This is a genomic window from Halobacillus aidingensis, assembly GCF_900104185.1.
Taxonomy (GTDB): Bacteria; Bacillota; Bacilli; order Bacillales; family Halobacillaceae; genus Halobacillus; species Halobacillus aidingensis.
In genome coordinates this window covers 180,072-204,443 of record NZ_FNIZ01000004.1, presented here as the reverse complement: position 1 = coordinate 204,443, position 24,372 = coordinate 180,072, and the positions used below count along the sequence as shown (strand labels likewise).

Sequence of the window (24,372 nt, the reverse complement as noted above, 5' to 3'; positions counted from 1 at the left end):
TGGGGGGCTTCTTTTTAATGGAAGATATGAAGGTTAGGGATCTTTCTTGGAACGCCTTTCATTAGAAGGCACGCAGTGGATGGTCAATCCATCATCCGCTTAGAACTTATCCCGTTCGGTTACACTAACTTTTAGTAGAACATGTTATGATTAGGACTTGAAAGTTTTTCTGAAATTACTGTAGTGTGAAGGCTATAGCTTGGAGGTTTATATATGGATAATAATGATATACTGATTCGATTACGCTACGCCCTCGATATTAAAGATCAAGATATGATTGAAATTTTTAAGCTGGGCGGCGTCGACATGACGAAAGAAGAAGTTCAAAAGGTTCTCACAAAGTCAGACAGCGAAGATGAAGAATATGACGATGAAGCGTATGAAGACGAAGATCATATCAAATGCACGAACAGCATGCTGGAGTCCTTTTTGAATGGATTCATTACATTCAAGCGAGGGCCTCAGCCGTCTAAGCCTGGTCAACCGAATAAACCCGATCGTTCGATCAAGAATTATTCCAGTGTGAATAATGTCATGTTGAAAAAAGTGAAAATCGCACTGAAGCTGACGAACGAGGATGTCATTGATATTTTAGATGCAGCAGACGTGAAGATCACTAAAGGGGAATTGAGTGGCTTATTGAGAAAAGAAGGTCACAAAAATTATAGACAGTTCGGTGATCAATACGCCAGAAACTTCTTAAAAGGTTTAACGATCAAATATAGGGGTTAAAAAAAGAGGTCAAACCATTCGCTGGTTGACCTCTTTTTTCAGAATCATTGAAAGAGATGGACTAAAACATACGCACATGAACGGGGTCGATGGTACTTGAGAGTGGATATTTCACTCGGAATTTGCGGTTGATGGCATGAATAAGTTCGTGCTTTGCTTCTTCAGAGGCAATTTCGCCTTCTGTTATGTCCTCATGATTCACCCGTACTTCAAAATCAATCTGGTGATGTTTATAATGAATCTTTCCAGATACGACCATGTTCAGATCCTCCTTATGTACTTACTTTTCAAAGAATTATTCTGTGTAATAAGCGGTGACAAGCAAGTATCAATTTCCCTGCTGTATTTATCTCTAAACGTTATCCATAGCAGTAATGGAAATTAATTGGTTGAACAACGAGCAGAATGTAGAGTAAGCTGAAAAGAAGGAAAAGAGCCTTTGCTGCCCGAGCAATCATCACCAGTGGGGATTTTAGGGGAGTTTAAAGGAGTAACGATGCGTTAAGGAGTTTATCTATGAAGCAAGTGAAAAGAGTATTACTCATTATAATCGGAAGTATATCCTTGGTCCTGGGCGTGTTAGGAATCGTGCTTCCACTTCTTCCCACGACCCCCTTTTTACTTTTGACAGGAGCTTGTTACGTACGGAGTTCGGATCGTTTGTATAACTGGCTCATGTCGAATAAATGGTTCGGGTCTTATATCAAAAATTACAAAGCTGGCCGCGGAATTCCTGTGCGGGCAAAGGTATCGCTACTCATTATGATCTGGTTTTCCTTTCTGTTTTCAGCATTTTATATCACATCCCATCCGTTGTTGAGAGCTGGTTTCATTTTTGGTGGAGTCTTCTTCACGGTCCTCATTCTAAGAACAAAAACATATCACCCTGAAAAGCAACAGTCTTAAAGGCTTGCTCTGTCTTGATCAATGAAACTATAAAAGCGGATCCTCACCGAAGAAAGGAGAGGATCCGCTTTTTTTACTTTTTATATTGATCTATGGTCTGCTGCAACTTACGGGCTACTGTCTCTAATGAACCGTTCAGCTCCTGATCAGTGAACGACACTTTCGCACGGATTTCGTCCATTTCCAAAGCTTCGGCAAACAATCCTCCGAGTCCACGTGCCCGGCGATCGACTTCAAGCATCACATCGATACGGTCTTCATGTAGGAAGAAAATGGCTTCCAGTTCATCCAAATAGGAACGGTATTCTCCACCAGGGGCGAATTCAAATTCCTGTACATATCCGTAGCGCTTGGAGTATTCCATTTCGACTTTTCTTAAATGAAAACCCAAATGGCTTTCTAAAGCTTGCAGCACTTGGTCGATGTATGGATGTGGGGCGATTTTGATCGGATCGCGGTCCTCCGGGTCCAACGCCATCGGGATGTCGAGGCCTGTTTCGAACCAGATCGGAAGTCTCCCATGCGAAGCGGGGACGTGATAAGGAAGCTGAATAGAGAATGGGATTTCTTTCGTTTCCCCTTCCTTAATGGTCTCCTGATCGGCGATCGGGTACTTTTGCAACGCCACTTTTTCTTTCACTTTCTTATCATCCACTTCACGGATGGCTTCGGTCATGAGAAAGATATGGATGGAGTCGATGGATTGTTCAACGTCTCCTCCCTGGATGACCACTTTTCCGTGGACGGTTTCACCTGGGATGAATTGGTCTTTTTCTAATTGTGTATCAACTTTGGCAGCGCCTACGCCTACACTCGCTAATAATTTTTTGAACATGCGGATCTCCTCCTTCTTTTGATTATACGAAAGAACAGAAGGAAAAGGTTCAACTTTCTAATGAGAAAATCTTTTTATACGAATGCTTAAGCTGCGAGTCAGGTGTGTTTGGTGGAACGGTGTCTTTCGGCCGTTCGCGAACGCGTTTCGTTTGAGTTAGGTGTAGAATCCTTAGATGAATGTCTGGCATACGATTTTTCTTTCACTACATCTGTTTTACTTTGATGGTCATGGTCTCGCGAAACGGATTCGTGACGAGTAGAGTGATCATGGTTCTGATAATGATTTGGGTACATGGATGAGTTTTCCGTCTTATTGGAAAGGAACGTACGGTAAACTTTGTCCTGTAATTTTTCTGTCGCTTCAACGATGACAATGATTTTTCCATCTTTCAAATGGTTCTCGTACTGATGGGCATCTTTCTCGGACATGCCTGCACCAACAAGCGCACCGACGATTCCACCACCACCAGCGCCTACGCCTGCCCCCGTAAGAGCGGCAGCAATGGGGCCTGCGGCAGCAATCTGTCCGATTCCAGGAATGGCGAGAAGTCCTAATCCTGCAATTAATCCACCAATACCGCCTAAGGCCCCTCCAGATAGGGCCCCGAGTCCTGCTCCTTTTCCGGCATTCTTGCCTCGGCCGCCTTTATTGGATGTGACCGATGTATCCATTTCTTCCTCCAGCACGTTCACTTTGCTTTTGTCTCTGGCAAAAACAGAGATGTCGTTCGAGCCATATCCGTGATGCTGTAAATCTGTAATCGCTTTTTCTGCATGTCCAACTTTTGAGAAAACACCGCCTATGATTCTTCTATCCATGATAAGTATCCTCCTTTAATTTCCGTTAGTAAGCTCATACCCGTTCTACCCACCTGTAACCTTTCTCTGGATAAAATAGTCTCTTAGTTGTGTTTCTGAAATAATAGTAGAGAGATTCCGTTTGTGAAGTCCTTGAAAGCGCAAGTTGGTTTTCTTTCTTTCAGTTTGGGTAACATTTAAGATAGGAATAAGAATCAATCAATCGAGAGGTATAGAAAGGATGAAGAAAATGAAAGTACTCGTTGTAGGTGCAAATGGTCAAGTAGGGAAACATCTCGTCAAGTTTATTCAAGAAACGGATGGGATGGAAGCCAAAGCGATGATTCGCAAGGAAGAACAAGCTTCTTACTTCAAGGAACTCGGGGCAGAAACGGTCTTGGTGGATCTTGAGGGTGATACCGAAACAATAGCCGAAGCCTATAATGGTGTGGATGCAGTCGTATTCACGGCTGGTTCCGGACCGAATACAGGACCGGATAAGACCGTTCTGATCGACCTGGATGCCGCAGTGAAAACGATAGAAGCAGCAAAACAAAAAGGTGTGGACCGCTACATCATGATAAGTTCCTTTGATACGACACGTGAAGCGATTCAAGGGGCCCCTTCGTCATTCGCTCCCTATGTCGTAGCGAAACACTATGCGGATGATTGGCTGAGAAGAACGGACTTAAATTATACAATCATTCATCCTGGTATGCTTACCAATGATGAGGGAAGCGGGAACGTCGAGGCTGCTGAAACCGTCGAAAGAGGTGAAATTCCTCGAGAAGATGTAGCACGCGTGATCTTGTCTACATTGGAGAATGAGTCAACGATTGGAAAAGAGTTTCAGGTCGTAGGTGGGACGAAATCGGTAAAAGAAGCGATCAACTCCCTGTAAAATAAATAGATGAGTTAAAAAGCAGCCTGGTATCATGCAGGTTGCTTTTTTATGTGTAAAAAGCGGACCAGGAATGACCCCTAGTTTCAGTGCACAAATCAGCTTCGGGATGTGTCTGTACATGGTTTAGTAAGAGGGAGAAGGGTAAGGTAAATGAGGATCTATTTTTATCGTAAAGCCATTCTTTGTTTCATGTTGTGCAGAAGATAAGATTGAAAGGGGTGTAAGGGATGACTTCTGTCATTGAAACCGATGTTCTGATTATTGGAGCAGGGCCGGCTGGACTGATGGCTGCCAATGAGTTGCAAAAACGGGACATGGATTTTATCTGCCTGGAGCAGAGATCTGGTCCTTCAGAGCTCTCAAAAGCTCTCGGCATCCAGGCGAGGACGCTTGAAATATTTGAACTCTTAGGCGTTCATCAGGAATTTTTGAAAAAAGGCTATCCGGGACCTGGTTCTAAGCTGCATCTCGGTGGGGAAAACCCCTCTGTGGTGGAACTCTATCATATCAATAGTCAATATCCGTATCTACTAATTATTCCTCAGAGTGAGACCGAAAGTATATTAGAAGACCATCTTTCCTCATTAGGAGGGAGTGTCAACAGGGAACACGAAGTGGTGGAGGTGATAGAAGCTGACGAGGGGGCATATGTCACAGCGAAACATAATGGAGAGCTTAAGAGATATGTTGCAAAATACCTTCTTGCTTGTGATGGTGCTCATAGTAAAGTTCGTCAGGATTTGAATGTGCCTTTTGAAGGAGAAGATGAAGGATACACGTTTTTCCTTGGGGACGTTGATGTTCCTGCCCTGAACGAAATTTATATTAACATGCATTTGAATGACCGCGGAGTTGTCGCTTTCTTTCCATATAAGGACGGCAGTTACCGGGTGGTGGGAATGAATCGAGCCAAACAAGGGCTGCCTCATAAAGATGAATTGTCTTTGGAGGATTTGCAAGAAAGTTTGAATACGGTTTTGTCGGACCCTTACCAAGTAGAAAATCCTAAATGGCTCTCTTACTTTGGAACCGCCCATCGGCAGGTCCCCAACTACAGGAAGGGGCATGTGTTCTTCGTTGGGGATGCAGCACATATCCATAATCCGATTGGTGGGCAGGGGATGAATCTTGGTTTGCAGGATGCAGCAAACATCGTCTGGAAGCTGGATGTCGTTCTTAAAGGCTATGCAAAAGATTCTTTCCTCGACAGCTACCATCACGAACGAGCACCGATCGGATTGGATGTACTGAAAGAAACGTCGCGCATGCTTAAAATCATCGACCTTCAAGGTGCCCAAGGGAAAATACGGAACTGGACGGGAAAAGCAGCATTGACGCAGGACTGGGTTCAAAAAAAGATTGCCAATCACCTTTCCAATATTTACAACGAATATGAAGAGACCTCCAAAAACAAAGCCTTGCAAGACTCTTCTCTTTCTAAGGAAGCGATACGAGCAGGTGAGCGGGTGCCTGATCATCTTTTATTCTTTGATGGTTCCACCGATAAAAGTGTGTACCCTTTGATCCGGACGTATGGATACGTCTGCTTCATTTATATAGACGCACAGGATGAGTCATTGATTGATGAAGCGTATGATTTTTCCAAAAAGGTCTACGAAATGTATGACGGACTTATTAAGGTTTTCCTCGTTGCTAAAGGTGGGACGGTGAGAACAAATGGTGATGAGCTTCCAGTTATTTACGACGTGCACCGGCATCTGGGCAATAAGCTTGGCATGAAGAAAGGACATACCCTCTTCATCCGTCCTGATGGTCATGTGGCTTTTCATGATTCATCTTCCGACCTTGAAAAGACTCTGGAAAAAGTAAGACAGTTTTTTAGTTAGTGGAGAGGAAAGCATTATGAAGAAAGCTTCTTCATAATCGTATATGCATTTATAAGAATTTATTAGGAAATCCCATCTGAAGTTCTTAACTGTTGGTGGGATTTTTTGTCTGTTTTTTAACTTCTATGTAACGGTTATGTCATCTCTTTAAATGAGTTTAACAGTTTTATGATAATGGGATATTTCTATCAAACATGTGTTATGATAAGTTTCGTCGTCATTTACATGCATTTGAAAAAATGATAGTATACGAGACTTAATGATGGAAAGACTGATAAAAAATTAGATAAAGGTTAAATCAACGGAGGTTTGATCATGTTTTCAAAATTAAAAATGAAAATGAAAGACCCCGCGGTTAAGAAGAAAAGTATGATTTACGCTGCAGTGATGGCTATCTTCTGGGCGAAGATGTACTTCATTCAAGGTGGTATTTTTACGCTTGATATTGAAAACGCCAATGAAGCGGCTATACTAGCTTTTAACCCATTGAGCAGTATTTTCCTCTTATTCGGAGTGGGGATTATGCTGGCAGGTCGAAAAGGGATGTTGGCCACGTATATATTTGGTTCCCTTCTATTATATGTAAACGTTCTGTTCTACAGAGAATACAGTGACTTCCTGACGATTCCGATGTTAGGGCAAGCCGCGAACTTGGCTGGTATGGGTGGAAGTATCACTAAAATTCTATCTGTGACAGACATTTTCTTGTTCGTCGATGTATTGATTGCTGCGTTCCTACTATTCTATTTAAAACCGGAACGCTTCCAAAGCTTTATGCCTAAACGAAAAGAGGGCTTGATTTTGGCTGTCATCGCGATTCCTCTGTTCCTTGTGAACTTAGGCTGGGCGACGACGGAGCGTACGGAACTGTTGGAGCGCGCCTTTGACCGCAACATGCTCGTGAAATATATCGGTGTTCTCAACTTCCACGCTTATGATATCGTCTTGCAAGGTCAGACAGAGGCGAAGAAGACGTTTGCTGATAGTAATGAATTGTCACCTGTCTTGAACTATATTAATGAACAAAAAACAGAACCGAATAGTAAGATGACAGGCGTGGCGGAAGGGAAAAATGTCATTGCTTTGTCTCTTGAGAGTACGCAGACCTTTGTTGTCGATAATACGGTAAACGGGAAAGAGTTGACTCCATATTTTAATGATCTGAAAGAAGAAGGGGCTTACTTCAGCAACTTCTACCATCAGGTCAAACAAGGGCGTACGTCCGACTCTGAGTTCTTACTTGATAATTCATTGTATGGACTGAACCGTGGGGCGGCCTTCTTTACTCATTCAGGAAACGAATATCAAGCGACTCCTGAAGTGCTGGGTGAAAAAGGATACTTCTCCTCAACGATGCACGCCAATGATGAAACATTCTGGAACCGTAACGTCATGTATGATTCTCTTGGTTATGATGAATATTTCTCTAAGAAAGATTATGATGTAACCGAAGAGAAGTCCTATGGCTGGGGCTATTTGGATGAGTATTTCTTCAGTGACTCATTGGATAAAATGGAACAGATGGAGCAGCCTTTCTACAATAAAATGATCACGCTGACGAACCACCATCCGTTCACATTGCCTGAAGATAAGAAATTCATCGAAGAAGGAAATACGTCCAGTGAAACCTTGAACCGTTATTTCCAGACGATTCGCTATCAGGACGAAGCACTGAAACAGTTCGTCGAGGAATTCAAAAAATCCGATCTTTATGATGATACAATTCTCGTCATCTATGGGGACCACTTCGGTATTTCCGAAAACCACAAGCAAGCGATGGGAGAGTATCTCGATAAAGACATCAATGAATACGAACAGTTCCAACTGCAGCGTGTGCCGCTTCTTATCCTAGGAGAAGGCATAGAACCGCAGGAAAACGACACCGTTGGTGGACAAGTTGATTTACGTCCGACACTAATGAACCTTCTCGGCGTCGAAGATGAAAACCCTGTTCAATTCGGACAGGACCTCTTCAGTGAAGATCGTCGCGAAATGATGATCACACGAGATGGAAACTTCGCCAATGAAAAGTATGTCGGTGTAAATGGAAACTGTTATGACAGAGAATCAGGGGAACCCGTAGAAGGAGAGGCATGTGCGCCAGGTTTCAAGCAGGCAGAAGAAGAGCTTGCCTTATCTGATTCTGTGGTTTACGGAGACTTACTTCGTTACCTTGATGAAATCGAAATGATTGAAGAAAAGGATTCTTCAAAAGATAAGAAATAAATCACCAGCTTGCAGAGAAACGACCTGTTTCTCTGCAAGCTTTTTTATTTTAAACAACACTATTCCTCTTACATATAAGCTCCCTATTCTTGAAGACTCAGTTTCGAGACTTTTGGTGAATGGATGGGGGCTGCGGGGAATAGCTCGCTTTCCGCGGGAGCGCGGTGAGCCTCCTCGAGCTTCGCTCTGCGGGGTCTCACCATGCACTTTTTTCCCGCAGGAGTCTCGCCATTCCCCTCCGCCCCTTAACCATTTAATTGTCTCGAAAATACTCCCAAAATAAGCAGCTTTCGAGCGTAATAGAAGTTGGTGAATTCACTCTTAAAACAGGAGCACTTGTATTCTGAAGCTTTCTATAGAGCCCTTTTCAACTAGAAATCTTTAGTTTTGGAAGATGCTCCTACTGTGTATGTGGGTTCGTTTCTCACCTACATCGAATGGGGTGGTTGGGAAGCTGCGAGACTCCCGTGGGAGAAGAAGACAGGCGAGATCCGCAGAGCGGTAGCCCGAGGAAGATCGGCGCTCCTCCACAGGAAAGCGAGTGGCTTCCCAACCACCCCTGACGCTCCACACGGCAAACGAACCCCGAAAAAGTCTCGAAATCGAGTCTTCCACAATTCTGCCAGTTAATTAAATAACGTTCTTAGAAAAATAAGAAGGAGTAGGTCATGGTTAGGCGAATAGGTAAGCGTAGAGCAATTTCTAGTGAGGATCAAAATCTAAGTGAAGCAGGTGGGAATGATGGGGAGAGTTGTGCATTTTGAAGTTCATGTCGATGACATGGAACGAGCTAAGAGTTTTTACAGTGAGGTCTTTGATTGGCAATTCGAAGACTGGAGTGAGTACGCGGGAATGCCTTATTTCGGCGTAGTGACAGGTGGAGAAGATGAGCCTGGGATCAACGGAGCTTTAATGCAACGGAAAAGTGCACCACCAGAATTGAACCAGGCGTTGAATGGCTATGCCTGTACAATGGGAGTGGAAGACTACGATACGGTTGAAGGTAAAATCCTGGAACACGGCGGCAAGGTCGCTTTGCCTAAATACACCCTGCCTGGAATGGCCTGGCAGGGATATTATTTAGATACAGAAGGCAATATATTCGGCGTCCATCAACCTGACGAGAATGCAAAATAGCAATAAAAGAACCCTTTAATCAAGGGTTCTTTTGTGTATATTCTTCATTTTTGGCAGGGAGGTCTTTTTCCATTACAACATTTGTCGTTTTGTAAGATAGGTTCTCGTACAATTTTCTTGCGACCGTGTTATGGCCAAATACGTGAAGGCCTATTCTTTGCACCCCGATTTTTCTGGCTTCCTCTTCTGCCAGGATCATCGCTTTCTTTCCATGTCCTTGACCTTGATAATCATCTGAAACTCGAATGTCATAAATAAAGGCTTTATCAGGGGACTGTTTACAAATCCACAAGGCCCCTACATTTTCATCCTTTTCATTCAGGATGGTATAAAGAAAATGATCCTCTGTATGTCTTCCATCAGGAAGCAGTTCTTCATGGCTTGTTTTAGCTTTTTCAAGTGCTTCTTCTTCTGTCCAATTTCCCGCAGCCACCTTTTCCTTCGCATAGGCAGCAATTGAAAAATCATGGTATTGTACAAACTCTTCTTCGGACATCCTGCGTAAAGTTGTCATTTGATGATCTCCTTTTTACGTTATACTTTTCTATACGGTTAAGAATAGGAAAAGTTCCATTCAGTAACCGAGGATCGGGTAAGTTCTTCATCCTGGAGGATACTACTCTTAAAGAAGTATGGAGGAGGTTGGGTTCAATGAAATTGGTGGATATATACCGTGTTAAAACCTTTGTTGTTCCAGAATATGTGGATGCAGTGGTACAGGGAGTACTAAGCATTGATGACTTGAGAGTAGGAAATTACAAAAACGTGATGTGGCAGTCGAAGAGTGGAGTGGAGCAGTTTGTCCCCGGGGAAGAAGCCGTTCCTACAGAGGGGGAGTCCGGAGAAAAAACGACTCTCACTTCGCTTCGGATTGAATTTTCTATCCCAAGGGATGAATCCTTATTAAGAAGGGTGATTGAGGAAGGGATTTATCCGAACCATCCGTGGGATGAACCAGTCGTACAAGTTTCGGAGGAAAGAGAAGCAAGAAAGCAGGAATAGAAGGTGAGCCTCTGTATGTTTCCACATGTGGAGGCTCATTTTTCATTAGGAGGAGAAAGCTTTACTTGCATTTTCACGCCGATTGATCGTCCAAAAGTAAACAAACAGCGCACCGAAGATTAAGATGCTTTTCGTAATAAGGCTTGCTTCTTCGCTTAATTGGAGGATCTGAACAAGAATTTCAGGCGTTACCAGGATCAAAGCAATGATGATCATCACCCATGTTTTTGCCCAGAGGGATGCTCCGATAAAGAAGCTGATGGTCAATAAGGCAGCAATTACATTGCCCAGTGGTGACAGCACAATAACTGGAGAGTCAATCGCTTGATCAAGAGTAATGACGCTGATGAAAAGTGAAATTTTCAGAAAGCCGAAAATGCCGATCATCACATACTCTTTTCTTTTATCAAATTGGTGTAGGGCCGTATAGCGTAAGAGCGCAGTAAGAGAAAGAAGGTACACAATCATAAGAACAGGATAGCCGATGATTTGGATCAACGACAATTGTGCGCCTCCATGAATGATATCCCCTAATAAAAGGTAGGAAAGGGTCCCGAAAAGAAAGACGGTAAAGGCACTGATAAGCGTACGAAAATCAAATGGCATTTCCTTAGATACTTGCTCCATATATTCTTTTGGGGACTGACCGATGATGTCATTTACATCCTTGCCTTCCTTTTCCGCCTCTGTTAAATGATCGCGAAGTTCTTCAACAATCTCATAGGCTTCGGCTTCCTTTTTTCCACTTGATATCAGGTACAGATGCAGACTTTCCAGGAACTTTTCACTCTTCTTTGTCAATGTTTCCATGGAACTCCTCCTTCATTAATTCGGCAACACTGCTGGAGATGGCATCCCAATGTAATTTGAATGCTTCCAGTTCTTCACGCCCTCCTTCTGTAATCGTGTAATACTTTCGCTTCGGACCACCGGAAGGGAGTTGTTTTTGACTTGTCTCTACAAGACCTTGCTTTTTCATTCGTAAAAGCAGGGGATAGATGCTTCCTTCTTTCACCATGGTGAATCCATAATGGTCGAGTTTTTCAATCATTTCGTAGCCGTAGGTTTCACCTTTAGCGATGATGGAGAGTAGACAACCTTCTAAAATACCTTTTAATATTTGACTAGAAGACAAAGTTTCACCACTTTCTAACCTATATTGCATAACAAGGTAGTGGGGTAAAAAGTAACTTGTAATGCAAGGTAGTTTAACTATACCAGGTTATTCCAATAAAATCCATATATGTATGAAAAATAATAGCAAAAGAAAAAACGTGAAAAAAGCTGCCAACTTGAAACAGTTGCTGGCAGCTTTTGAGTTATTTGCTCAATCCTTCTTTAATTGTATTAATATTAGACTCCATCATAGAAATGTACGTATCGCCTTCTTCACCTGGTTCAGCTAAGGAATCAGTGAAAACATCGCCCATGATGGGAACATCGGTTTCTTCCGAGACGGCTTCCATGCTGCGCGCATCGATACTCGTCTCTAAGAACAACCCTGTGATTTGTTTTTCATTGATGATATCTACAATCCTCGTAATTTGCTCTGGAGTTCCTTGATTTTCCTGGTTGATCTCCCAAATGTATTCCGCTTGGAACCCGTAGGCATCACTGAAGTACTTGAATGCCCCTTCACTTGTTACAAGCACACGTTCTTCTTCAGGAATTTCATTGAATTGTTCGACAGCTTTGTCGTGCAACGCTTGCAGTTCGGCGATGTATTCCTCGGCATTCTCTTCATAAATCTCCTTGTTTTCTGGGTCGACTTTGATGAGGCCATCTCTCGCGTTTTCGGCGTATTTAATTCCATTACGTATATCCAGCCATGCGTGAGGATCTTCTTCGCCTTCGTTACCTTCTGACGTCAAGTACATCGCTTCAACACCATCACTCATAAGGAATACGGGGGCATCTTCACCGTCTTTTCCGGCCGTTTCCATCAACTTGTTGAACCAGGCGTTACCAGCTTCAAGGTTTAAGCCGTTGTAGAACACAGCATCCGCATCCGTGGTCTTTTTCACGTCTTCCGGTAGCGGGTCATACTCGTGCGGATTCGAACCAATAGGGGCTAAGCTGTGAATGTCGACCAGATCACCGCCGACGTTTTTTACAATGTCATACACAATCGAATACGTCGTTACGACTTGGACTTTCCCATCCTCTTGCTCTGTGTTTCCGTTCGCTTCTTCTCCACCACAAGCAGCTAGCATGAGCAGGGTGAAAAGGGTGGCTGCTAACAATAAAAACTTTTTCTTCATCATAAAAATTCCTCCTCTTTTATATATGAAAGTTTTCTATTTAAACAAGGGATGCTTTTTTCTTTCTGACTTTCAACATCTTCCATAACCATCCGTGTTTAGGCGAGAACAGGAAGACAAGGACAAAAATCGCTGTTGCTGCCATAACAATTGTCGCTCCTGAAGCCAGGTTATAGGTGAAGCTGAAGTAGAGACCGATGACAGACGAAAGGACACCGATAGCAGAAGCAAGGAAAATCATTACCCATAAACGGTCCGTCAAAAGGTAGGCAGCCGCTGCCGGGGTGATCAGCATCGCCACAACCAGGACAATTCCAACGGTTTGTAAAGAAGCGACAGTCCCCATCGTAAGCAGGGTCATCAGGAAATAATGAATGAGTCGTACGGGCAACCCGTAAGCCGCTCCCATCGTTTCATCGAAAGAGGTGACCAGGAGCTCCTTATAAAAAAGGTACACAGCGGCTAAAATGACGATTCCGATCCCGAGCGTAATCCACATATCAGAGGCTCTGACCGCGAGAACGTTCCCAAACAGAATATGATAGAGATCCGTGCTGCTTTTTAACATTGTAATGATGATAATTCCTCCAGCGAAGGCCGCCGTGAACATGATGCCGATGGATGTGTCGTGTTTAATCCGGCTGTTCTGAGTGACGAATCCGATGGCAATTGCTGTGAGGACACCACTGAAAACAGCGCCAAAAAAGAAATTGATTCCGAACATATAAGAAATCGCCACCCCAGGTAAGACCGCATGAGAGATGGCGTCCCCCATGAGGGCCATTCCTCTGAGAATGATGAAACAACCGACCACTCCACAAATGATTCCGACCATGATCGACGTTAATAACGCCTTTTGTAAAAATCCATATTGCATAACCGCTTCAATAAAAGCCATGACTTACACTCCTATCTCTTTCATGAAAGCAAACTGTCCTTGGTAGGCTTTTTCGATGATTTCTGTCTGGAAGACTTCCTGGACGGAGCCGAAACCAATCAATTCTTTGTTTAATAGAATGAGTTGATTGAAATAATCGTTAGCTTTGCTCAAGTCGTGATGGACGACAATGACCGTCTTTCCTTGCCAGCACAATTCTTTTAAAATTCGTACAATCGTTTCTTCACTTGACACATCCACTCCTACGAACGGTTCATCAAGAAAGAACAACTCCGCTTTTTGTGCAAGTGCTCTAGCTAAGAAGACGCGTTGCTGTTGACCGCCGGATAATTCGCCGATTTGTCTTTTACTGAAATCTTCCATACCGACCCGGCGGAGACATTCCATGGCCCACTCTTTGTCTTTCTTATTCGGGCGTTTGAATAATTTTAAATTGGGATAGGTGCCGATCAGTACGGCATCAAGGACGGTGATCGGGAAATCCCAATCGATATCATTCCGCTGAGGGACATAAGCGATTTTCTTCCGTACTTCTTTCACCGTTTTTCCTAGAAGTTTGATTTCTCCTTTATCCCGTGGAATCAAGTTCAGCATGGCTTTTAAAAATGTGGATTTACCTGCACCGTTTGGACCGATAATTCCGACGAGATTTCCCGGGTGCACGGTTAAGCTGACTTCTTTCACTGCTTCATTCCCATAGTACGAAACGTGCAGGTTCTTTATGGATAGGGCAGCATTCGCCATCTTTTCTCCTCCTTTGACATGAATATCATCTCTCCTTACTTATAAGGTTTAGATATACTCATGGTTTTGTCGTATTATCACAAAAATTTGTGAGGGTCATTTAATTTTCCCTAGTGCAACTTTTTGGGTAAAAAATAGTCCTTTTACTATATGGGGGATACCAAAGAAAGTTGACAAAAATTGAATATCACTTAAAAAGTTTCCTTGATGCAAAATATATAGATTAAACCAATAAAAGTCAACCATTATCAAAAAAAGGTTTTAAAATTTCTGCTGTGTAACTCTAGGTGAGTGGTGGAGGAGAGGAGCATAGAGTCGCTTCAACCCATTCCCTGTGACCTTTGTTTTTTTCTTTTATGCAAAATGTTATTGTGGTTTTGATTTATCGTAAAAATGCTAAGTACAGAAAGAAGAAAGATAGAGAGGGAAGTATCATGACTCAAGAGAAGTTCTGGAATATCGCAGGCCCCATTTTATTAATAGCTTCGGGATGGTTTATGCTATACGCGGCTTATAAATATAACGAGGAACAACACGAAAAAATGGATTGGGAAAACCAAGAATGGGCAGGGGCTTTATCTCAATGGATCCTTCCTGAAGCCCCTTGGTGGGTATTGAGAGTGGTTTTTGCAGCAATTGGAGTCGCATTGATTTCTATAGCTGTTTATCACTGGATCATTATTTTACTGTAAAGGAGGCATTTTATTGGATGTGTGGATTTTTATAAGTGCAACAATAGTCTTGATTCTCCTCTCTATAGTCGTTTCGAAAAAGTGTGAGAAGAAAGGCTTTAAGAAAAGAGCGCTTCTCTACCCGGCGATTGTTCAAGGAGCGGGCTTGGGAATCATCATTGGAACAATGGCAGGGGGAACATTTTTGGAAACCCTCGTTGTGAGTGTGTTTCTTATTCTGTTTGCGTCTTCTCAATTTATCTATATAAAAAGAGCTGCTGAATCATTCAAGTCCATAAGGGGGGAGGAACAATCATGAAGTACTTGAACCACAATGATGAATGCTCCAATCCCCCCTTTGGACATCATTCTAAATAAGAAAAACCATAATTAATGAAGTGATTGATCATGACCGCCATCTCCCTCGGCGACTGATCCATATCTTTTTCAATCCAATCTTTGATGACATGGATTGCTCCACTGATGACAAAGGAGCTTAAGTACTCCGATTCATGCTTATTCGCCATATGCTCGTCCATCCAATTGTTCCTCATGAACCCCCGTGTCAAGTCCATCATTCGTTTTTCAAAAGTCGGAGCAGCTTCTTTATTGAGCAAGGTCTGGAACATGAGTTTGTTTTCAATGACATATTCTAATATTTTTTCTGTCATTTGAATGGATTCTTCTTCATGTTCGTAGTTATAGCTGTGCAGGTAGCGGTTCATATCTTCTGTGATTTCTTCTTCGATTTTGCTGAGCAGGTCGTAATGGTCGGAGTAATGGGTGTAGAAGGTTGAGCGGTTAATATCAGCAAGCGCACACAATTCTTTTACAGTAATGTCGGAAATCGGCTTTTCTGCAAGAAGGCTGATTAAACTTTCCTTTAGTACTTTCCTTGTATATTTTTTTCTGCGGTCGAGTTTTTCGTTCATAGATCTGGCCCCTTTTTGTTACATTTCTGTGACAATCCAACACAAAATAAAGTTGTGTTGGGAAACTGACGCTAGTTAAGAAACTGTTTGTTGAATATCCAACACGGTGTTAATAAAATGATAGAATGTATGAATGTTATTTGCAAGAGAGGTGAGGCCTTATTGGCTGGGCATCAAGAATAATAAAACATAAGAAAAGCATTGTCATCATTTTTATGATTTTAACCATTCTCAGTACGGTGGCGCAGTTCGGGGTATCGGTCAATTACAACATGGTCGATTACCTGCCGAAAAACTCTCCATCCATGCAGGCGATGGAGTTGATGGAGGAAGAGTTTGATGAGCCGGTGGAAAATACCCGGGTCATGATCCAGGACATCTCTGTTACTGAGGCATTAAGTTATAAAGAAGAACTCGATTCGATCGAGGGTGTCACCAATGTGATGTGGCTCGATGATGTCATCGATTTGAAAGTACCGCTCGAGATGGCAGACTCAAACACCGTCGTAACGTATTACCAGGATCGTTCGGCCCTTTTTTCTGTAACGATTGAGGAAGGTTACGAAGTGGAAGCGACCGATGCCATTTATGATTTGATAGGAGAAGAAAATGCGGTCGCAGGCGAAGCGGTCAACACGGCGGTTTCTCAGAAGATGGCAGGCAGTGAGTCGATGTATGCGGCGGCTTTACTTGTTCCGATCATCATCCTTATTTTGGTTTTGTCCACGACATCATGGATGGAACCGGTCTTCTTTTTGACGGCGATCGGAGTTTCTGTCCTGATCAATTTGGGGACGAATATCTTCATTGGAGAAGTATCCTTTGTCACGCAATCGGTCGCTCCCATTTTACAGCTCGCGGTGTCGCTCGACTATGCGATCTTCTTGCTGCATAGCTTTTCTGATTATCGAAAAGAAGTGTCCGACCCTAAGGAAGCGATGCTCCTTGCGATGAAACGGTCGTTCCCTGCGATCATCGCCAGTGCATCGACGACCTTCTTCGGGTTTACGGCTCTCACGTTCATGGATTTCGGCATCGGGGCAGATTTAGGTCTCAACTTACTTAAAGGAATTCTGCTGAGCTTCCTCAGTGTCATGATTTTCCTTCCAGCGTTGACGCTGATGTTCTATCACTGGATTGACCGCACACAGCACCGTCCGTTCGTTCCGGATTTTAAAGGGATTGGCAAACGTGTCATGAAATTCCGTATTCCGAGTTTGATTTTCGTTATTCTGATCATCGTTCCTGCCTTCTTGGCGCAAAGTGAAACTTCTTTCATTTATGGAACAGGTGAACACCCTGAAAGCACAAGGGCAGGGCAGGATGCGAGAGCGATTCAGGAGGAGTTCGGAAAGAACATGCCGATGGTCCTGCTCGTACCTGAAGGTGACCGGGCCAAGGAGGAGGAGCTTGTGCGGGAGTTAGAAAGCCTGCCGCTTGTCTCCAGTGTCATCTCCTATGTCAATATGGTCAGTCCTGCCATACCGCCCGCTTATTTGGAGGAGTCGATCACGGAATCGTTTTATTCGGAAAACTATGCACGGATCACTCTTTACACCGAAACGGATGCCGAAGGGGAAGAGGCTTTTTCTCTCATAGAGAAAATTAAAGAAACCACCGACAATTATTATGAAGAAGCGCACATGCTCGGTGAGAGTGTCACCCTGTATGATATGAAAAATATCGTTCAGGACGATAACAGGCTCGTCAATATTCTGACAGTCGTGACCGTGGCCCTCGTGCTGCTGCTCACGTTCCGTTCGATTTCCATCCCTGTCGTCCTGCTTGTGACGATTCAGGCATCTGTATGGATCAACTTATCGTTCCCGTACTTTATGGATACATCGCTTGTTTATGTCGGCTATCTCTTAATCAGTACCATCCAGCTGGCGGCTACGGTGGACTACGCGATTTTGTTTACGGAAAACTATAATCATTTGAGAAAAGAAATGCCTGCCCTGAAGGCAATCAAGAAAACGATTGATGATAAAATTTTTGCGATTTTCGTATCAGCGGCCATTTTATCGAGTGTCGGATTCATTTTATGGATTACATCCTCTAATCCGATTGTATCCTCCATCGGATTGTTGTTAGGACGGGGAGCTCTGCTTGCCTTCCTTATGGTTGTGTTTGTGCTTCCGGCCCTGCTTGTCATCTTTGACCGTGTGATTAAAAGAACGACTTGGAAAGCTAACTTTTTTAAGGAGGAGAAGTGATAATGAGATTTAAACGTGCGACAGCGATGTTCACAGCATTTCTTCTCGTCTTGCCGACCGTTCCTGTGTCGGCAGAAGAAAATGGAAAAACTGAACCGGCAACGAAAGGATCCTACTCGAAAAAGCATGAGGTCGTGTACACCACGCTCGATGCTACCGGGGATCAAGAAGAAATGTACGTCGTTAACAATTTTACAATCGACGAGCCTGGTGAAATCGTTGATTATGGACCTTATACGAATGTTCAAAATCTAACAGATGTCACAGAAATAGAGCAGCAGAATGAAAAAATTGAGTTGACTGCAAAAGAAGAGGAGTATTACTATCAAGGGAATTTGGAAGGCAAGCCCCTGCCTTGGAATATCAATGTTTCTTATCAATTAGATGGAGAAGCCATGAAACCTGAAGAGCTAGTCGGAAAAGACGGCAAGCTCAAAGTGAGCATTGATACAACAAAAAACGAAGGGGCCGATGAGAGCTTCTTCAATAACTACTTGATGCAGATCACGATGAAGCTGGACTCTATGATTTACGAAAACATTCAGGCTCCTGAAGGAACGGTCGCGAACGCCGGAAAAAACAGGCAAGTGACCTTCACCGTCATGCCGGAAAAAGAAGGGAGCTTCACTCTGACCGCGGACGTCACCGATTTGGAGATGGAAAGCATTGAATTTGCAGCGATTCCATCCTCTATGTCCATTGACGCGCCGGATATCGGCGGAATGAAGAACGACATGGGCTCGTTATCCAATGCCACCGCCGAAATTAACAATGGTGTCGGAGAACTCAAAAATGGAATCGCTGAACTGAATGATGGCGCAGCAAGCCTTTATGATGGATCAGAACAATACAATAACGGCATCCAGGGGTTGAGTAATGGTTCCTCAGAGCTTGTTGAAGGATCAGCTTCAATCAAAAATGCGCTGCAACAGATGAACGAGGCTGTCGCTTCAGGATCTGGCGAAGTGAACGTGAGCGATTTTGCCAAAATGGAAGAGGGGCTGGGCCAACTGGCTGGAGGTCTGAGTGAAGTCGAAAAAGGCCTGACAAACTTGAAGGAACAGTATGGTCAGGCTCATCAGGCATTGAGTCAGTCGATCGAGGCCATCCCTCAGTATGAGATTACGGAACAGGAAATCCAGGCATTACATGAAAGTGGGGCCAACCCGGAAGTCGTCAACAAGCTGGTAGAAACGTACGAGGCCGCTCAGACGGCTAAAGGAACGTATGCCAATGTGAAAGAAGCGTATCAGGCGGTCGGACCGGCATTGGAACAGAGTGCCGGGTCATTGAATGAAATGAGTACAAACCTAAATACGATGTCAGACCAAATCGGTAGCAGCATGGAAAATATGGATATCGGCGAATCTGTCAAACAGTTGCAAGAAGGCTTGCAGTCTCTTTCATCGAAGTATGGGGAGTTTCATTCTGGACTCAAGGAATACACAAGTGGTGTTGACCGGCTGGCAGGATCCTATGCAGACATCCACAGCGGTATTGGAAGTCTAACGAACGGAACCGCTGAGCTCGAGAGTGGAGCCGCAGAACTTCATGACGGCACATCCCAATTAGCAGCCAACACCAGCGATTTACCTGGACAGATGGACTCAGAGATTGAACAAATGGTTGAAGAATACGATAAATCCGATTTTGAACCAACTTCCTTCGTTTCAGAGAAGAATAAAAAGGTTGGATCGGTGCAGTTTGTCATTAAAACAGAAAGCATTAAAAAGGACGAAGAACAAGAAGAGGCTCCAGAGAAAGAAGAGGAAAAAAGCTTCTGGGATCGCTTGTTGGATTTGTTCAGATAACGGGAAACCTTCTCTTAACTTTTGTTGAGAGAAGGTTTTTTTAGTTCCCCAAAGAGGAACACACCCCCGTGCTGAAGAGAATGTTATCGCGCCAAAGCGGGTGTGAGACGCGCCAAAGGAGGGGGAAACACCCCCAAAGGAATCGAGCACCGCACCATAGGAAGTGATGTATGAATTCTCTACTGCACGCTCAAATTAAGGGTAGGATTTGTAGATCAGGCAAAAGAAAAAGGGGTTTAATCATGACCAATAAAAAGATTGATTTAACTGCATCTGAATTAGGAAGCTTATGGACGACCTATTTGTATGATAGTATGAGTCTTCAATTCGTGAAATATATGTACGAAAAAGTGCGGGATGAGGATGTCAAACCGATTATTAAAAAGGCGGTAAAAATTTCAGAACAACATGTTTATAAGATTGAGTCCATATTCAAGAAGGAAAACTTACCTATTCCTTATGGATTCTCGGAGAAGGATGTAGAACTTCAAGCACCTGACCTTTATACAGATACTTTTAAACTGACCTTTATGTTACACATGGGACGGGTTGGGATGGTCGTTCATACGGGTAATTTGGCTGTGGCTTCAAGAAGGGATATCCAGGATTTCTACGGGCATGCCCTGCATCAGGTGCAGGATTTATATCGATCGGCTTCAGAAACGGCGTTAGAGAAAGGTTTGTTTTTAAAAAGGCCCTATATTCCCTACCCGAAACAGTTCTCTTTCGTTAATGATGTCGGATACTTGAAAGGGATAAATCCACTGAAAAATCACCGGATCCTTAACGCGATTGAGATTACCCATTTAAGTTTGAATATCGAAACAAACCAAATTGGAATTATGCTCATTTCAAGCTTTATGCAGTCGTCGCAATCTCACCAGGTCAGCCAATACATGAAACGCGGAAAAGAAATATCTAAAAAACATATCGATATTCTTTCGAAGACGTTAATGAAAGACGATATTCCCTCCCCGATTTCTCCAAATCATGCGATTACAGATAGTACGACACCTGTTTTTTCTGATAAATTGATGATGTTCCAAGTGAGCCTTCTTAACTCTGCAGGGTTCGGGAATTACGCTACGGCAGCCGCTGCCAGTCAGAGGAGCGACCTCACTTTGAATTATGAACGGTTATCTGCAGAAGTCGGCCAGTATGCGCAGGACGGAGCGGAAATTATGATCAAGAATAAATGGCTGGAAGAGCCTCCTGCAGCTCCTGATCGGGACCAGTTGGGCAAAGGGTTGAAAAGAAAATAATGAAATTTTGGTCAAACCTGTTTTCCAAAGTGCATTCTACTTAAGCTTCTTTGGAAAACAGGTTATTTTATATTCAAATAAATGTTTGATTATTATCATTGACGAAGTTAGAAAAGAGGGCATACACTATAATTAAACATTAAAACGAATATTTGAATGAAGGTGAATATATTGAGTGAAAATGTTGTGAAGAAAGCACCGAAAGATACGTGCGATACTTTTTGTTATGACGAAGAACTTGTCCAAAGAGTCCAGCCGAAGATGGATGAAGTCCTTGGAGTGGAGCTGATTTTCAAAGCCCTTTCCGATGCCACACGATTAAAGATCGCTTATGCCCTGACACTTGAAAACGAGCTCTGTGTATGTGATGTAGCCAACATTATTGGTTCAACGACTGCCACCGCTTCTCATCACCTCCGGTTACTGCGAAATATGAAATTAGCCAAATACCGTAAGGAAGGGAAACTCGTTTTCTATTCTTTGGCTGACGAGCATGTACACCAGTTGGTTTCTATTGCGATTCAACACTCGAATGAAGTATAGAGAGAAACAGAGGTGAGAGGAATGAGTGAGGAGAAAAAAGCGAGCTGCTGTTCAAGTTCGGAAGAGGTTTTAAAAGATGAAGTGGTGTCTTGTTGCTCCAGTACTAAGGAGGAGGAACGAGTGGTGGAAGTCGACTGTTGTTCCAGTTCCAGCGCTAAGCAAGATGATAAGACGGAAACGAATTGTTGCTCGAGCGCCAAGGAGGAAAAGGAGCCTGAAGCGACTCAAGACCATTGTTGTGGAAATGTGCAGGAAGAGATTTCTTGTTGTAGCTCAAGTGGGGATGTTGGAAGGTCTGAAAGCTTAAACGTGGCGAAATTCGAGGTGAAAGGCATGGACTGTCCTTCTTGTGCCGCTACAATTGAAAAAGGGCTTCAGAAGGTTAGCGGCGTTCAATCGGTCAGCGTTCAGTACGGGACAGGGAAGATGACGATAGATGCTGAGAATGAATCTCTTTATGAGCAGATTCCGAAACATATTCGTAAATTGGGCTTTGAAGCGGAACCGGTGGATTCTTCTAAGAATAAACAAACCTATAAAATAGAGGGGATGGATTGTGGTTCTTGTGCTATGACGATTGAAAAGCATTTGAGCAAAAATCCTGCCGTTCAAGACGTTCAAGTCCAATTTTCAACAGGGAAGATGCAGATTCAACATACGACCTCCGCGAAAGAAATTGTAAAGGAAGTAGGCAGAGCCGGATTTCAAGCTTCCTTGGAAGGAAAAGATGACGACCAAAATCAGAAAGCTGCCAAAGGTAAAGGGACATCGACAACGACTTTATCTGGTCTGTTTCTTGGTCTCGGTTTTATTGGATCGTTCACAAATCTTCCGGATGAATTCATTCCTGCCTTTTATGCGGTGGCCATACTGATAGGCGGGTTCAAGCCTGCGAGAAGTGCTTTTTATGCAATCAAGAGCGGCTCCTTGGATATGAACGTCCTCATGGCATCCGCCGCCATCGGGGCTGCCTTGATCGGAGAGTGGTTTGAGGGAGCCATGGTTGTATGGCTGTTCGCATTAGGAAATACACTCCAAAACCGATCGATTGAACGAACACGAGAATCGATCAGAAGTTTGATTAATCTCACACCCAAAGAAGCTAGTGTCAAATCAGGCAACCAACTCGTCCGTAAAGCGGTAGAAGACGTTGGGATTGGTGAGGTCATCGTCGTTAAACCTGGCGAGAAGATTCCCTTGGATGGTGACGTCATGACTGGCACATCCAGTGTCAACCAAGCTCCGATAACGGGAGAATCATTGCCTGTAGATAAACAAACGGGAGATATCGTTTATGCAGGTACAGTAAATGAAAGTGGATCGTTAGAGATTGAAGTGACGAAGCTCGTAGAAGATACAACGATAGCAAAAATTATCCACCTTGTAGAAGAGGCTCAAGAGAAAAGGGCCCCCACCCAGGCTTTCGTGGATCGTTTTGCGCGTGTCTATACGCCGATTGTTTTCACTCTCGCTCTGTTGGTCATGATCATTCCGCCTCTCTTTGGCTTTGGTACGTGGGGAGAGTGGCTGTATAAAGGGCTCGCTTTACTCGTGGTCGCCTGTCCTTGTGCTCTTGTCATTTCTACACCAGTCGCGATTGTTTCAGCTATCGGAAATGCAGCTAAGAATGGTGTCCTCATCAAGGGCGGTACGTTTCTGGAAAAAGCGGGAACTATTAAAGCCATCGCTTTCGATAAGACAGGGACACTTACAGAAGGGCGTCCAAAGGTTTCTGAAGTGCACGCATTAGTTGTGAGCGAAGATGAGTTGATCCGTGTGACGCGGACCATTGAAGAACATTCCACTCACCCGATTGCTCAGGCGATTACGACGTATGCATCAGAACGAAACATGACGGCGATAGAAGGCGAAGACTTCCAAGCAATCCCAGGAAAAGGTGCGAAGGCGAAGTTGGGTGGCGTTGAATATTTTGCTGGAAGTCCGAAGTTGTTTGAAGAGATGCAGGTGCCTTTTTCTGAGATTAAAGGTCGGATTGACCAGTTGCAAAAAGAGGGGCATACCATTGTCATTGTAGGAACTTCAGCCAAAGTTCTAGGCCTCATCGCTGTTGCTGATACCATCCGGGATATCACCGTTCAATCGATTCAAAAGCTGAAGCAGGTTGGTATGCAGGAAATGGTGATGCTCACAGGGGACAACAAAGGAACAGCAGATAAGATTGCCAGGGAAACAGGTGTCGATCGCTATTTCGCTGAGCTCTTACCTGAGGATAAAGTTTCAGCTGTGAAAAAGCTCCAAGCGGAAGGAAAGAATGTCGCCATGGTTGGAGATGGAATCAATGATGCCCCGGCTTTAGCGACCTCAGATCTTGGAATCGCTATGGGAGGAGCAGGGACTGATACAGCTATGGAAACCGCAGATATTGTCCTGATGGCCGATAATTTGGAGAAGCTTCCTCACACGATCCGTTTGAGCAGAAAAGCGATGAAAATTATTAAACAGAATGTGTGGTTCTCCTTAGTGACGAAGCTTGCGGCCTTGATGCTCATTTTTCCGGGAGTCCTGACTTTATGGATGGCTGTGTTAAGTGATACAGGGGCAGCTTTACTTGTTATTCTCAACAGTATGAGACTATTAAGAAATAAATAATATAAAAAAGGTGCGATCATTGGATCACACCTTTT

The 24,372-nt window shown here is 43.6% G+C and carries 24 protein-coding genes; 14 read left to right on the top strand and 10 right to left on the bottom strand.

From position 1 onward, the window contains the following. Window positions 1–213 precede the first annotated feature (213 nt). On the top strand, window positions 214–732 hold the full coding sequence (locus tag BLS23_RS05805) for a YehS family protein (protein ID WP_089651598.1): 519 nt from the start codon (window positions 214–216) through the stop codon (window positions 730–732). Window positions 733–793: 61 nt separating this feature from the next. Here the strand turns inward: BLS23_RS05805 and BLS23_RS05800 are convergent, their stop codons facing one another. Next, window positions 794–991 carry a hypothetical protein gene (locus tag BLS23_RS05800; protein ID WP_089651597.1) on the bottom strand — a complete coding sequence of 66 codons (198 nt, stop codon included), beginning with the start codon at window positions 989–991 and terminating at the stop codon, window positions 794–796. Window positions 992–1,248: 257 nt separating this feature from the next. Between BLS23_RS05800 and BLS23_RS05795 the strand changes: the two genes are divergently transcribed. After that, window positions 1,249–1,638, top strand: coding sequence for a YbaN family protein (locus BLS23_RS05795; RefSeq protein ID WP_089651596.1), 390 nt, complete (start codon window positions 1,249–1,251; stop codon window positions 1,636–1,638). A gap of 73 nt (window positions 1,639–1,711) precedes the next feature. Here the strand turns inward: BLS23_RS05795 and BLS23_RS05790 are convergent, their stop codons facing one another. Beyond that, window positions 1,712–2,473 carry a sporulation protein gene (locus BLS23_RS05790; RefSeq protein ID WP_089651595.1) on the bottom strand — a complete coding sequence of 254 codons (762 nt, stop codon included), beginning with the start codon at window positions 2,471–2,473 and terminating at the stop codon, window positions 1,712–1,714. Window positions 2,474–2,571: 98 nt separating this feature from the next. Continuing rightward, window positions 2,572–3,294, bottom strand: coding sequence for a general stress protein (locus BLS23_RS05785; protein ID WP_143015229.1), 723 nt, complete (start codon window positions 3,292–3,294; stop codon window positions 2,572–2,574). A 229-nt stretch (window positions 3,295–3,523) separates the two neighbouring features. Between BLS23_RS05785 and BLS23_RS05780 the strand changes: the two genes are divergently transcribed. The 4 genes from BLS23_RS05780 to BLS23_RS05765 all read left to right on the top strand — a co-directional run bounded on the left by BLS23_RS05780 (window position 3,524) and on the right by BLS23_RS05765 (window position 9,387). Continuing rightward, a complete protein-coding gene (locus tag BLS23_RS05780; protein WP_089651666.1) occupies window positions 3,524–4,174 on the top strand; it encodes an SDR family oxidoreductase in 651 nt (216 codons plus the stop codon). Between the two features lie 230 nt (window positions 4,175–4,404). Beyond that, window positions 4,405–6,024, top strand: coding sequence for an FAD-dependent monooxygenase (locus BLS23_RS05775; protein WP_089651594.1), 1,620 nt, complete (start codon window positions 4,405–4,407; stop codon window positions 6,022–6,024). 315 nt (window positions 6,025–6,339) lie between these two features. After that, window positions 6,340–8,250, top strand: coding sequence for an LTA synthase family protein (locus BLS23_RS05770; RefSeq protein ID WP_089651593.1), 1,911 nt, complete (start codon window positions 6,340–6,342; stop codon window positions 8,248–8,250). A gap of 741 nt (window positions 8,251–8,991) precedes the next feature. Then, the gene (locus BLS23_RS05765; protein WP_089651592.1) at window positions 8,992–9,387 is read left to right on the top strand and encodes a VOC family protein; all 396 of its coding nucleotides are present in this window, start codon (window positions 8,992–8,994) and stop codon (window positions 9,385–9,387) included. Window positions 9,388–9,406: 19 nt separating this feature from the next. Here the strand turns inward: BLS23_RS05765 and BLS23_RS05760 are convergent, their stop codons facing one another. Further along, window positions 9,407–9,901: a GNAT family N-acetyltransferase gene (locus BLS23_RS05760; RefSeq protein ID WP_089651591.1), complete on the bottom strand. Its 495-nt coding sequence runs from the start codon at window positions 9,899–9,901 to the stop codon at window positions 9,407–9,409. 137 nt (window positions 9,902–10,038) lie between these two features. Here BLS23_RS05760 and BLS23_RS05755 point away from each other — a divergent pair, with 137 nt between their 5' ends. After that, complete coding sequence (locus tag BLS23_RS05755) at window positions 10,039–10,389, top strand: YqfO family protein (RefSeq protein WP_089651590.1); 351 nt, start codon at window positions 10,039–10,041, stop codon at window positions 10,387–10,389. Window positions 10,390–10,434: 45 nt separating this feature from the next. On the opposite strand, the gene BLS23_RS05750 is transcribed toward BLS23_RS05755, so the two are convergent. From BLS23_RS05750 to BLS23_RS05730, 5 genes are all read right to left on the bottom strand, one after another. Then, a complete protein-coding gene (locus tag BLS23_RS05750) occupies window positions 10,435–11,199 on the bottom strand; it encodes a DUF1129 family protein (protein WP_089651589.1) in 765 nt (254 codons plus the stop codon). Further along, on the bottom strand, window positions 11,174–11,524 hold the full coding sequence (locus tag BLS23_RS05745; RefSeq protein WP_089651588.1) for a PadR family transcriptional regulator: 351 nt from the start codon (window positions 11,522–11,524) through the stop codon (window positions 11,174–11,176). Before BLS23_RS05745 ends, BLS23_RS05750 begins: the two co-directional genes overlap by 26 nt. Window positions 11,525–11,708: 184 nt before the next feature. Then, window positions 11,709–12,650 carry a metal ABC transporter solute-binding protein, Zn/Mn family gene (locus BLS23_RS05740; protein ID WP_279615116.1) on the bottom strand — a complete coding sequence of 314 codons (942 nt, stop codon included), beginning with the start codon at window positions 12,648–12,650 and terminating at the stop codon, window positions 11,709–11,711. A 40-nt stretch (window positions 12,651–12,690) separates the two neighbouring features. After that, complete coding sequence (locus BLS23_RS05735; RefSeq protein ID WP_089651586.1) at window positions 12,691–13,548, bottom strand: metal ABC transporter permease; 858 nt, start codon at window positions 13,546–13,548, stop codon at window positions 12,691–12,693. Between the two features lie 3 nt (window positions 13,549–13,551). Next, window positions 13,552–14,292 (bottom strand): metal ABC transporter ATP-binding protein, encoded by a 741-nt coding sequence (locus tag BLS23_RS05730; protein WP_089651585.1) that lies wholly within the window; start codon window positions 14,290–14,292, stop codon window positions 13,552–13,554. A 434-nt stretch (window positions 14,293–14,726) separates the two neighbouring features. On the opposite strand from BLS23_RS05730, the gene BLS23_RS05725 reads away from it, so the two are divergent. After that, the gene (locus tag BLS23_RS05725; protein WP_143015228.1) at window positions 14,727–14,984 is read left to right on the top strand and encodes a hypothetical protein; all 258 of its coding nucleotides are present in this window, start codon (window positions 14,727–14,729) and stop codon (window positions 14,982–14,984) included. A gap of 13 nt (window positions 14,985–14,997) precedes the next feature. Next, window positions 14,998–15,282, top strand: coding sequence for a hypothetical protein (locus BLS23_RS05720; protein ID WP_089651583.1), 285 nt, complete (start codon window positions 14,998–15,000; stop codon window positions 15,280–15,282). Window positions 15,283–15,328: 46 nt separating this feature from the next. Here BLS23_RS05720 and BLS23_RS05715 read toward each other — a convergent pair whose 3' ends face one another. Beyond that, complete coding sequence (locus BLS23_RS05715) at window positions 15,329–15,895, bottom strand: TetR/AcrR family transcriptional regulator (protein ID WP_089651582.1); 567 nt, start codon at window positions 15,893–15,895, stop codon at window positions 15,329–15,331. A 215-nt stretch (window positions 15,896–16,110) separates the two neighbouring features. On the opposite strand from BLS23_RS05715, the gene BLS23_RS05710 reads away from it, so the two are divergent. The 5 genes from BLS23_RS05710 (at window position 16,111) to BLS23_RS05690 (ending at window position 24,337) form a co-directional block, all read left to right on the top strand. Next, window positions 16,111–18,111, top strand: coding sequence for an efflux RND transporter permease subunit (locus BLS23_RS05710; RefSeq protein WP_089651581.1), 2,001 nt, complete (start codon window positions 16,111–16,113; stop codon window positions 18,109–18,111). Window positions 18,112–18,113: 2 nt separating this feature from the next. Then, entirely contained in the window at window positions 18,114–19,922 is a 1,809-nt protein-coding gene (locus tag BLS23_RS05705; protein ID WP_089651580.1) for a YhgE/Pip domain-containing protein, read from the top strand. 242 nt (window positions 19,923–20,164) lie between these two features. Beyond that, on the top strand, window positions 20,165–21,184 hold the full coding sequence (locus BLS23_RS05700) for a DUF3231 family protein (protein WP_089651579.1): 1,020 nt from the start codon (window positions 20,165–20,167) through the stop codon (window positions 21,182–21,184). A 156-nt stretch (window positions 21,185–21,340) separates the two neighbouring features. Further along, entirely contained in the window at window positions 21,341–21,727 is a 387-nt protein-coding gene (locus BLS23_RS05695) for an ArsR/SmtB family transcription factor (RefSeq protein WP_143015227.1), read from the top strand. 21 nt (window positions 21,728–21,748) lie between these two features. After that, on the top strand, window positions 21,749–24,337 hold the full coding sequence (locus BLS23_RS05690; RefSeq protein WP_089651577.1) for a heavy metal translocating P-type ATPase: 2,589 nt from the start codon (window positions 21,749–21,751) through the stop codon (window positions 24,335–24,337). Window positions 24,338–24,372 lie beyond the last annotated feature (35 nt).

What these genes read in the sequence shown, in the direction of transcription:
- BLS23_RS05710 (WP_089651581.1), top strand. Translation starts at nt 16,111, where the DNA reads ATGATTTTAACCATTCTCAGTACGGTGGCGCAGTTCGGGGTATCGGTC.
- BLS23_RS05765 (WP_089651592.1), top strand. Translation starts at nt 8,992, where the DNA reads ATGGGGAGAGTTGTGCATTTTGAAGTTCATGTCGATGACATGGAACGA.
- BLS23_RS05730 (WP_089651585.1), bottom strand. Translation starts at nt 14,292, where the DNA reads ATGGCGAATGCTGCCCTATCCATAAAGAACCTGCACGTTTCGTACTAT.
- BLS23_RS05690 (WP_089651577.1), top strand. Translation starts at nt 21,749, where the DNA reads ATGAGTGAGGAGAAAAAAGCGAGCTGCTGTTCAAGTTCGGAAGAGGTT.
- BLS23_RS05715 (WP_089651582.1), bottom strand. Translation starts at nt 15,895, where the DNA reads ATGAACGAAAAACTCGACCGCAGAAAAAAATATACAAGGAAAGTACTA.
- BLS23_RS05725 (WP_143015228.1), top strand. Translation starts at nt 14,727, where the DNA reads ATGACTCAAGAGAAGTTCTGGAATATCGCAGGCCCCATTTTATTAATA.
- BLS23_RS05775 (WP_089651594.1), top strand. Translation starts at nt 4,405, where the DNA reads ATGACTTCTGTCATTGAAACCGATGTTCTGATTATTGGAGCAGGGCCG.
- BLS23_RS05740 (WP_279615116.1), bottom strand. Translation starts at nt 12,650, where the DNA reads ATGAAGAAAAAGTTTTTATTGTTAGCAGCCACCCTTTTCACCCTGCTC.
- BLS23_RS05760 (WP_089651591.1), bottom strand. Translation starts at nt 9,901, where the DNA reads ATGACAACTTTACGCAGGATGTCCGAAGAAGAGTTTGTACAATACCAT.
- BLS23_RS05755 (WP_089651590.1), top strand. Translation starts at nt 10,039, where the DNA reads ATGAAATTGGTGGATATATACCGTGTTAAAACCTTTGTTGTTCCAGAA.
- BLS23_RS05795 (WP_089651596.1), top strand. Translation starts at nt 1,249, where the DNA reads ATGAAGCAAGTGAAAAGAGTATTACTCATTATAATCGGAAGTATATCC.
- BLS23_RS05695 (WP_143015227.1), top strand. Translation starts at nt 21,341, where the DNA reads ATGAAGGTGAATATATTGAGTGAAAATGTTGTGAAGAAAGCACCGAAA.
- BLS23_RS05750 (WP_089651589.1), bottom strand. Translation starts at nt 11,199, where the DNA reads ATGGAAACATTGACAAAGAAGAGTGAAAAGTTCCTGGAAAGTCTGCAT.
- BLS23_RS05800 (WP_089651597.1), bottom strand. Translation starts at nt 991, where the DNA reads ATGGTCGTATCTGGAAAGATTCATTATAAACATCACCAGATTGATTTT.
- BLS23_RS05770 (WP_089651593.1), top strand. Translation starts at nt 6,340, where the DNA reads ATGTTTTCAAAATTAAAAATGAAAATGAAAGACCCCGCGGTTAAGAAG.
- BLS23_RS05785 (WP_143015229.1), bottom strand. Translation starts at nt 3,294, where the DNA reads ATGGATAGAAGAATCATAGGCGGTGTTTTCTCAAAAGTTGGACATGCA.
- BLS23_RS05790 (WP_089651595.1), bottom strand. Translation starts at nt 2,473, where the DNA reads ATGTTCAAAAAATTATTAGCGAGTGTAGGCGTAGGCGCTGCCAAAGTT.
- BLS23_RS05705 (WP_089651580.1), top strand. Translation starts at nt 18,114, where the DNA reads ATGAGATTTAAACGTGCGACAGCGATGTTCACAGCATTTCTTCTCGTC.
- BLS23_RS05735 (WP_089651586.1), bottom strand. Translation starts at nt 13,548, where the DNA reads ATGGCTTTTATTGAAGCGGTTATGCAATATGGATTTTTACAAAAGGCG.
- BLS23_RS05700 (WP_089651579.1), top strand. Translation starts at nt 20,165, where the DNA reads ATGACCAATAAAAAGATTGATTTAACTGCATCTGAATTAGGAAGCTTA.
- BLS23_RS05805 (WP_089651598.1), top strand. Translation starts at nt 214, where the DNA reads ATGGATAATAATGATATACTGATTCGATTACGCTACGCCCTCGATATT.
- BLS23_RS05780 (WP_089651666.1), top strand. Translation starts at nt 3,524, where the DNA reads ATGAAAGTACTCGTTGTAGGTGCAAATGGTCAAGTAGGGAAACATCTC.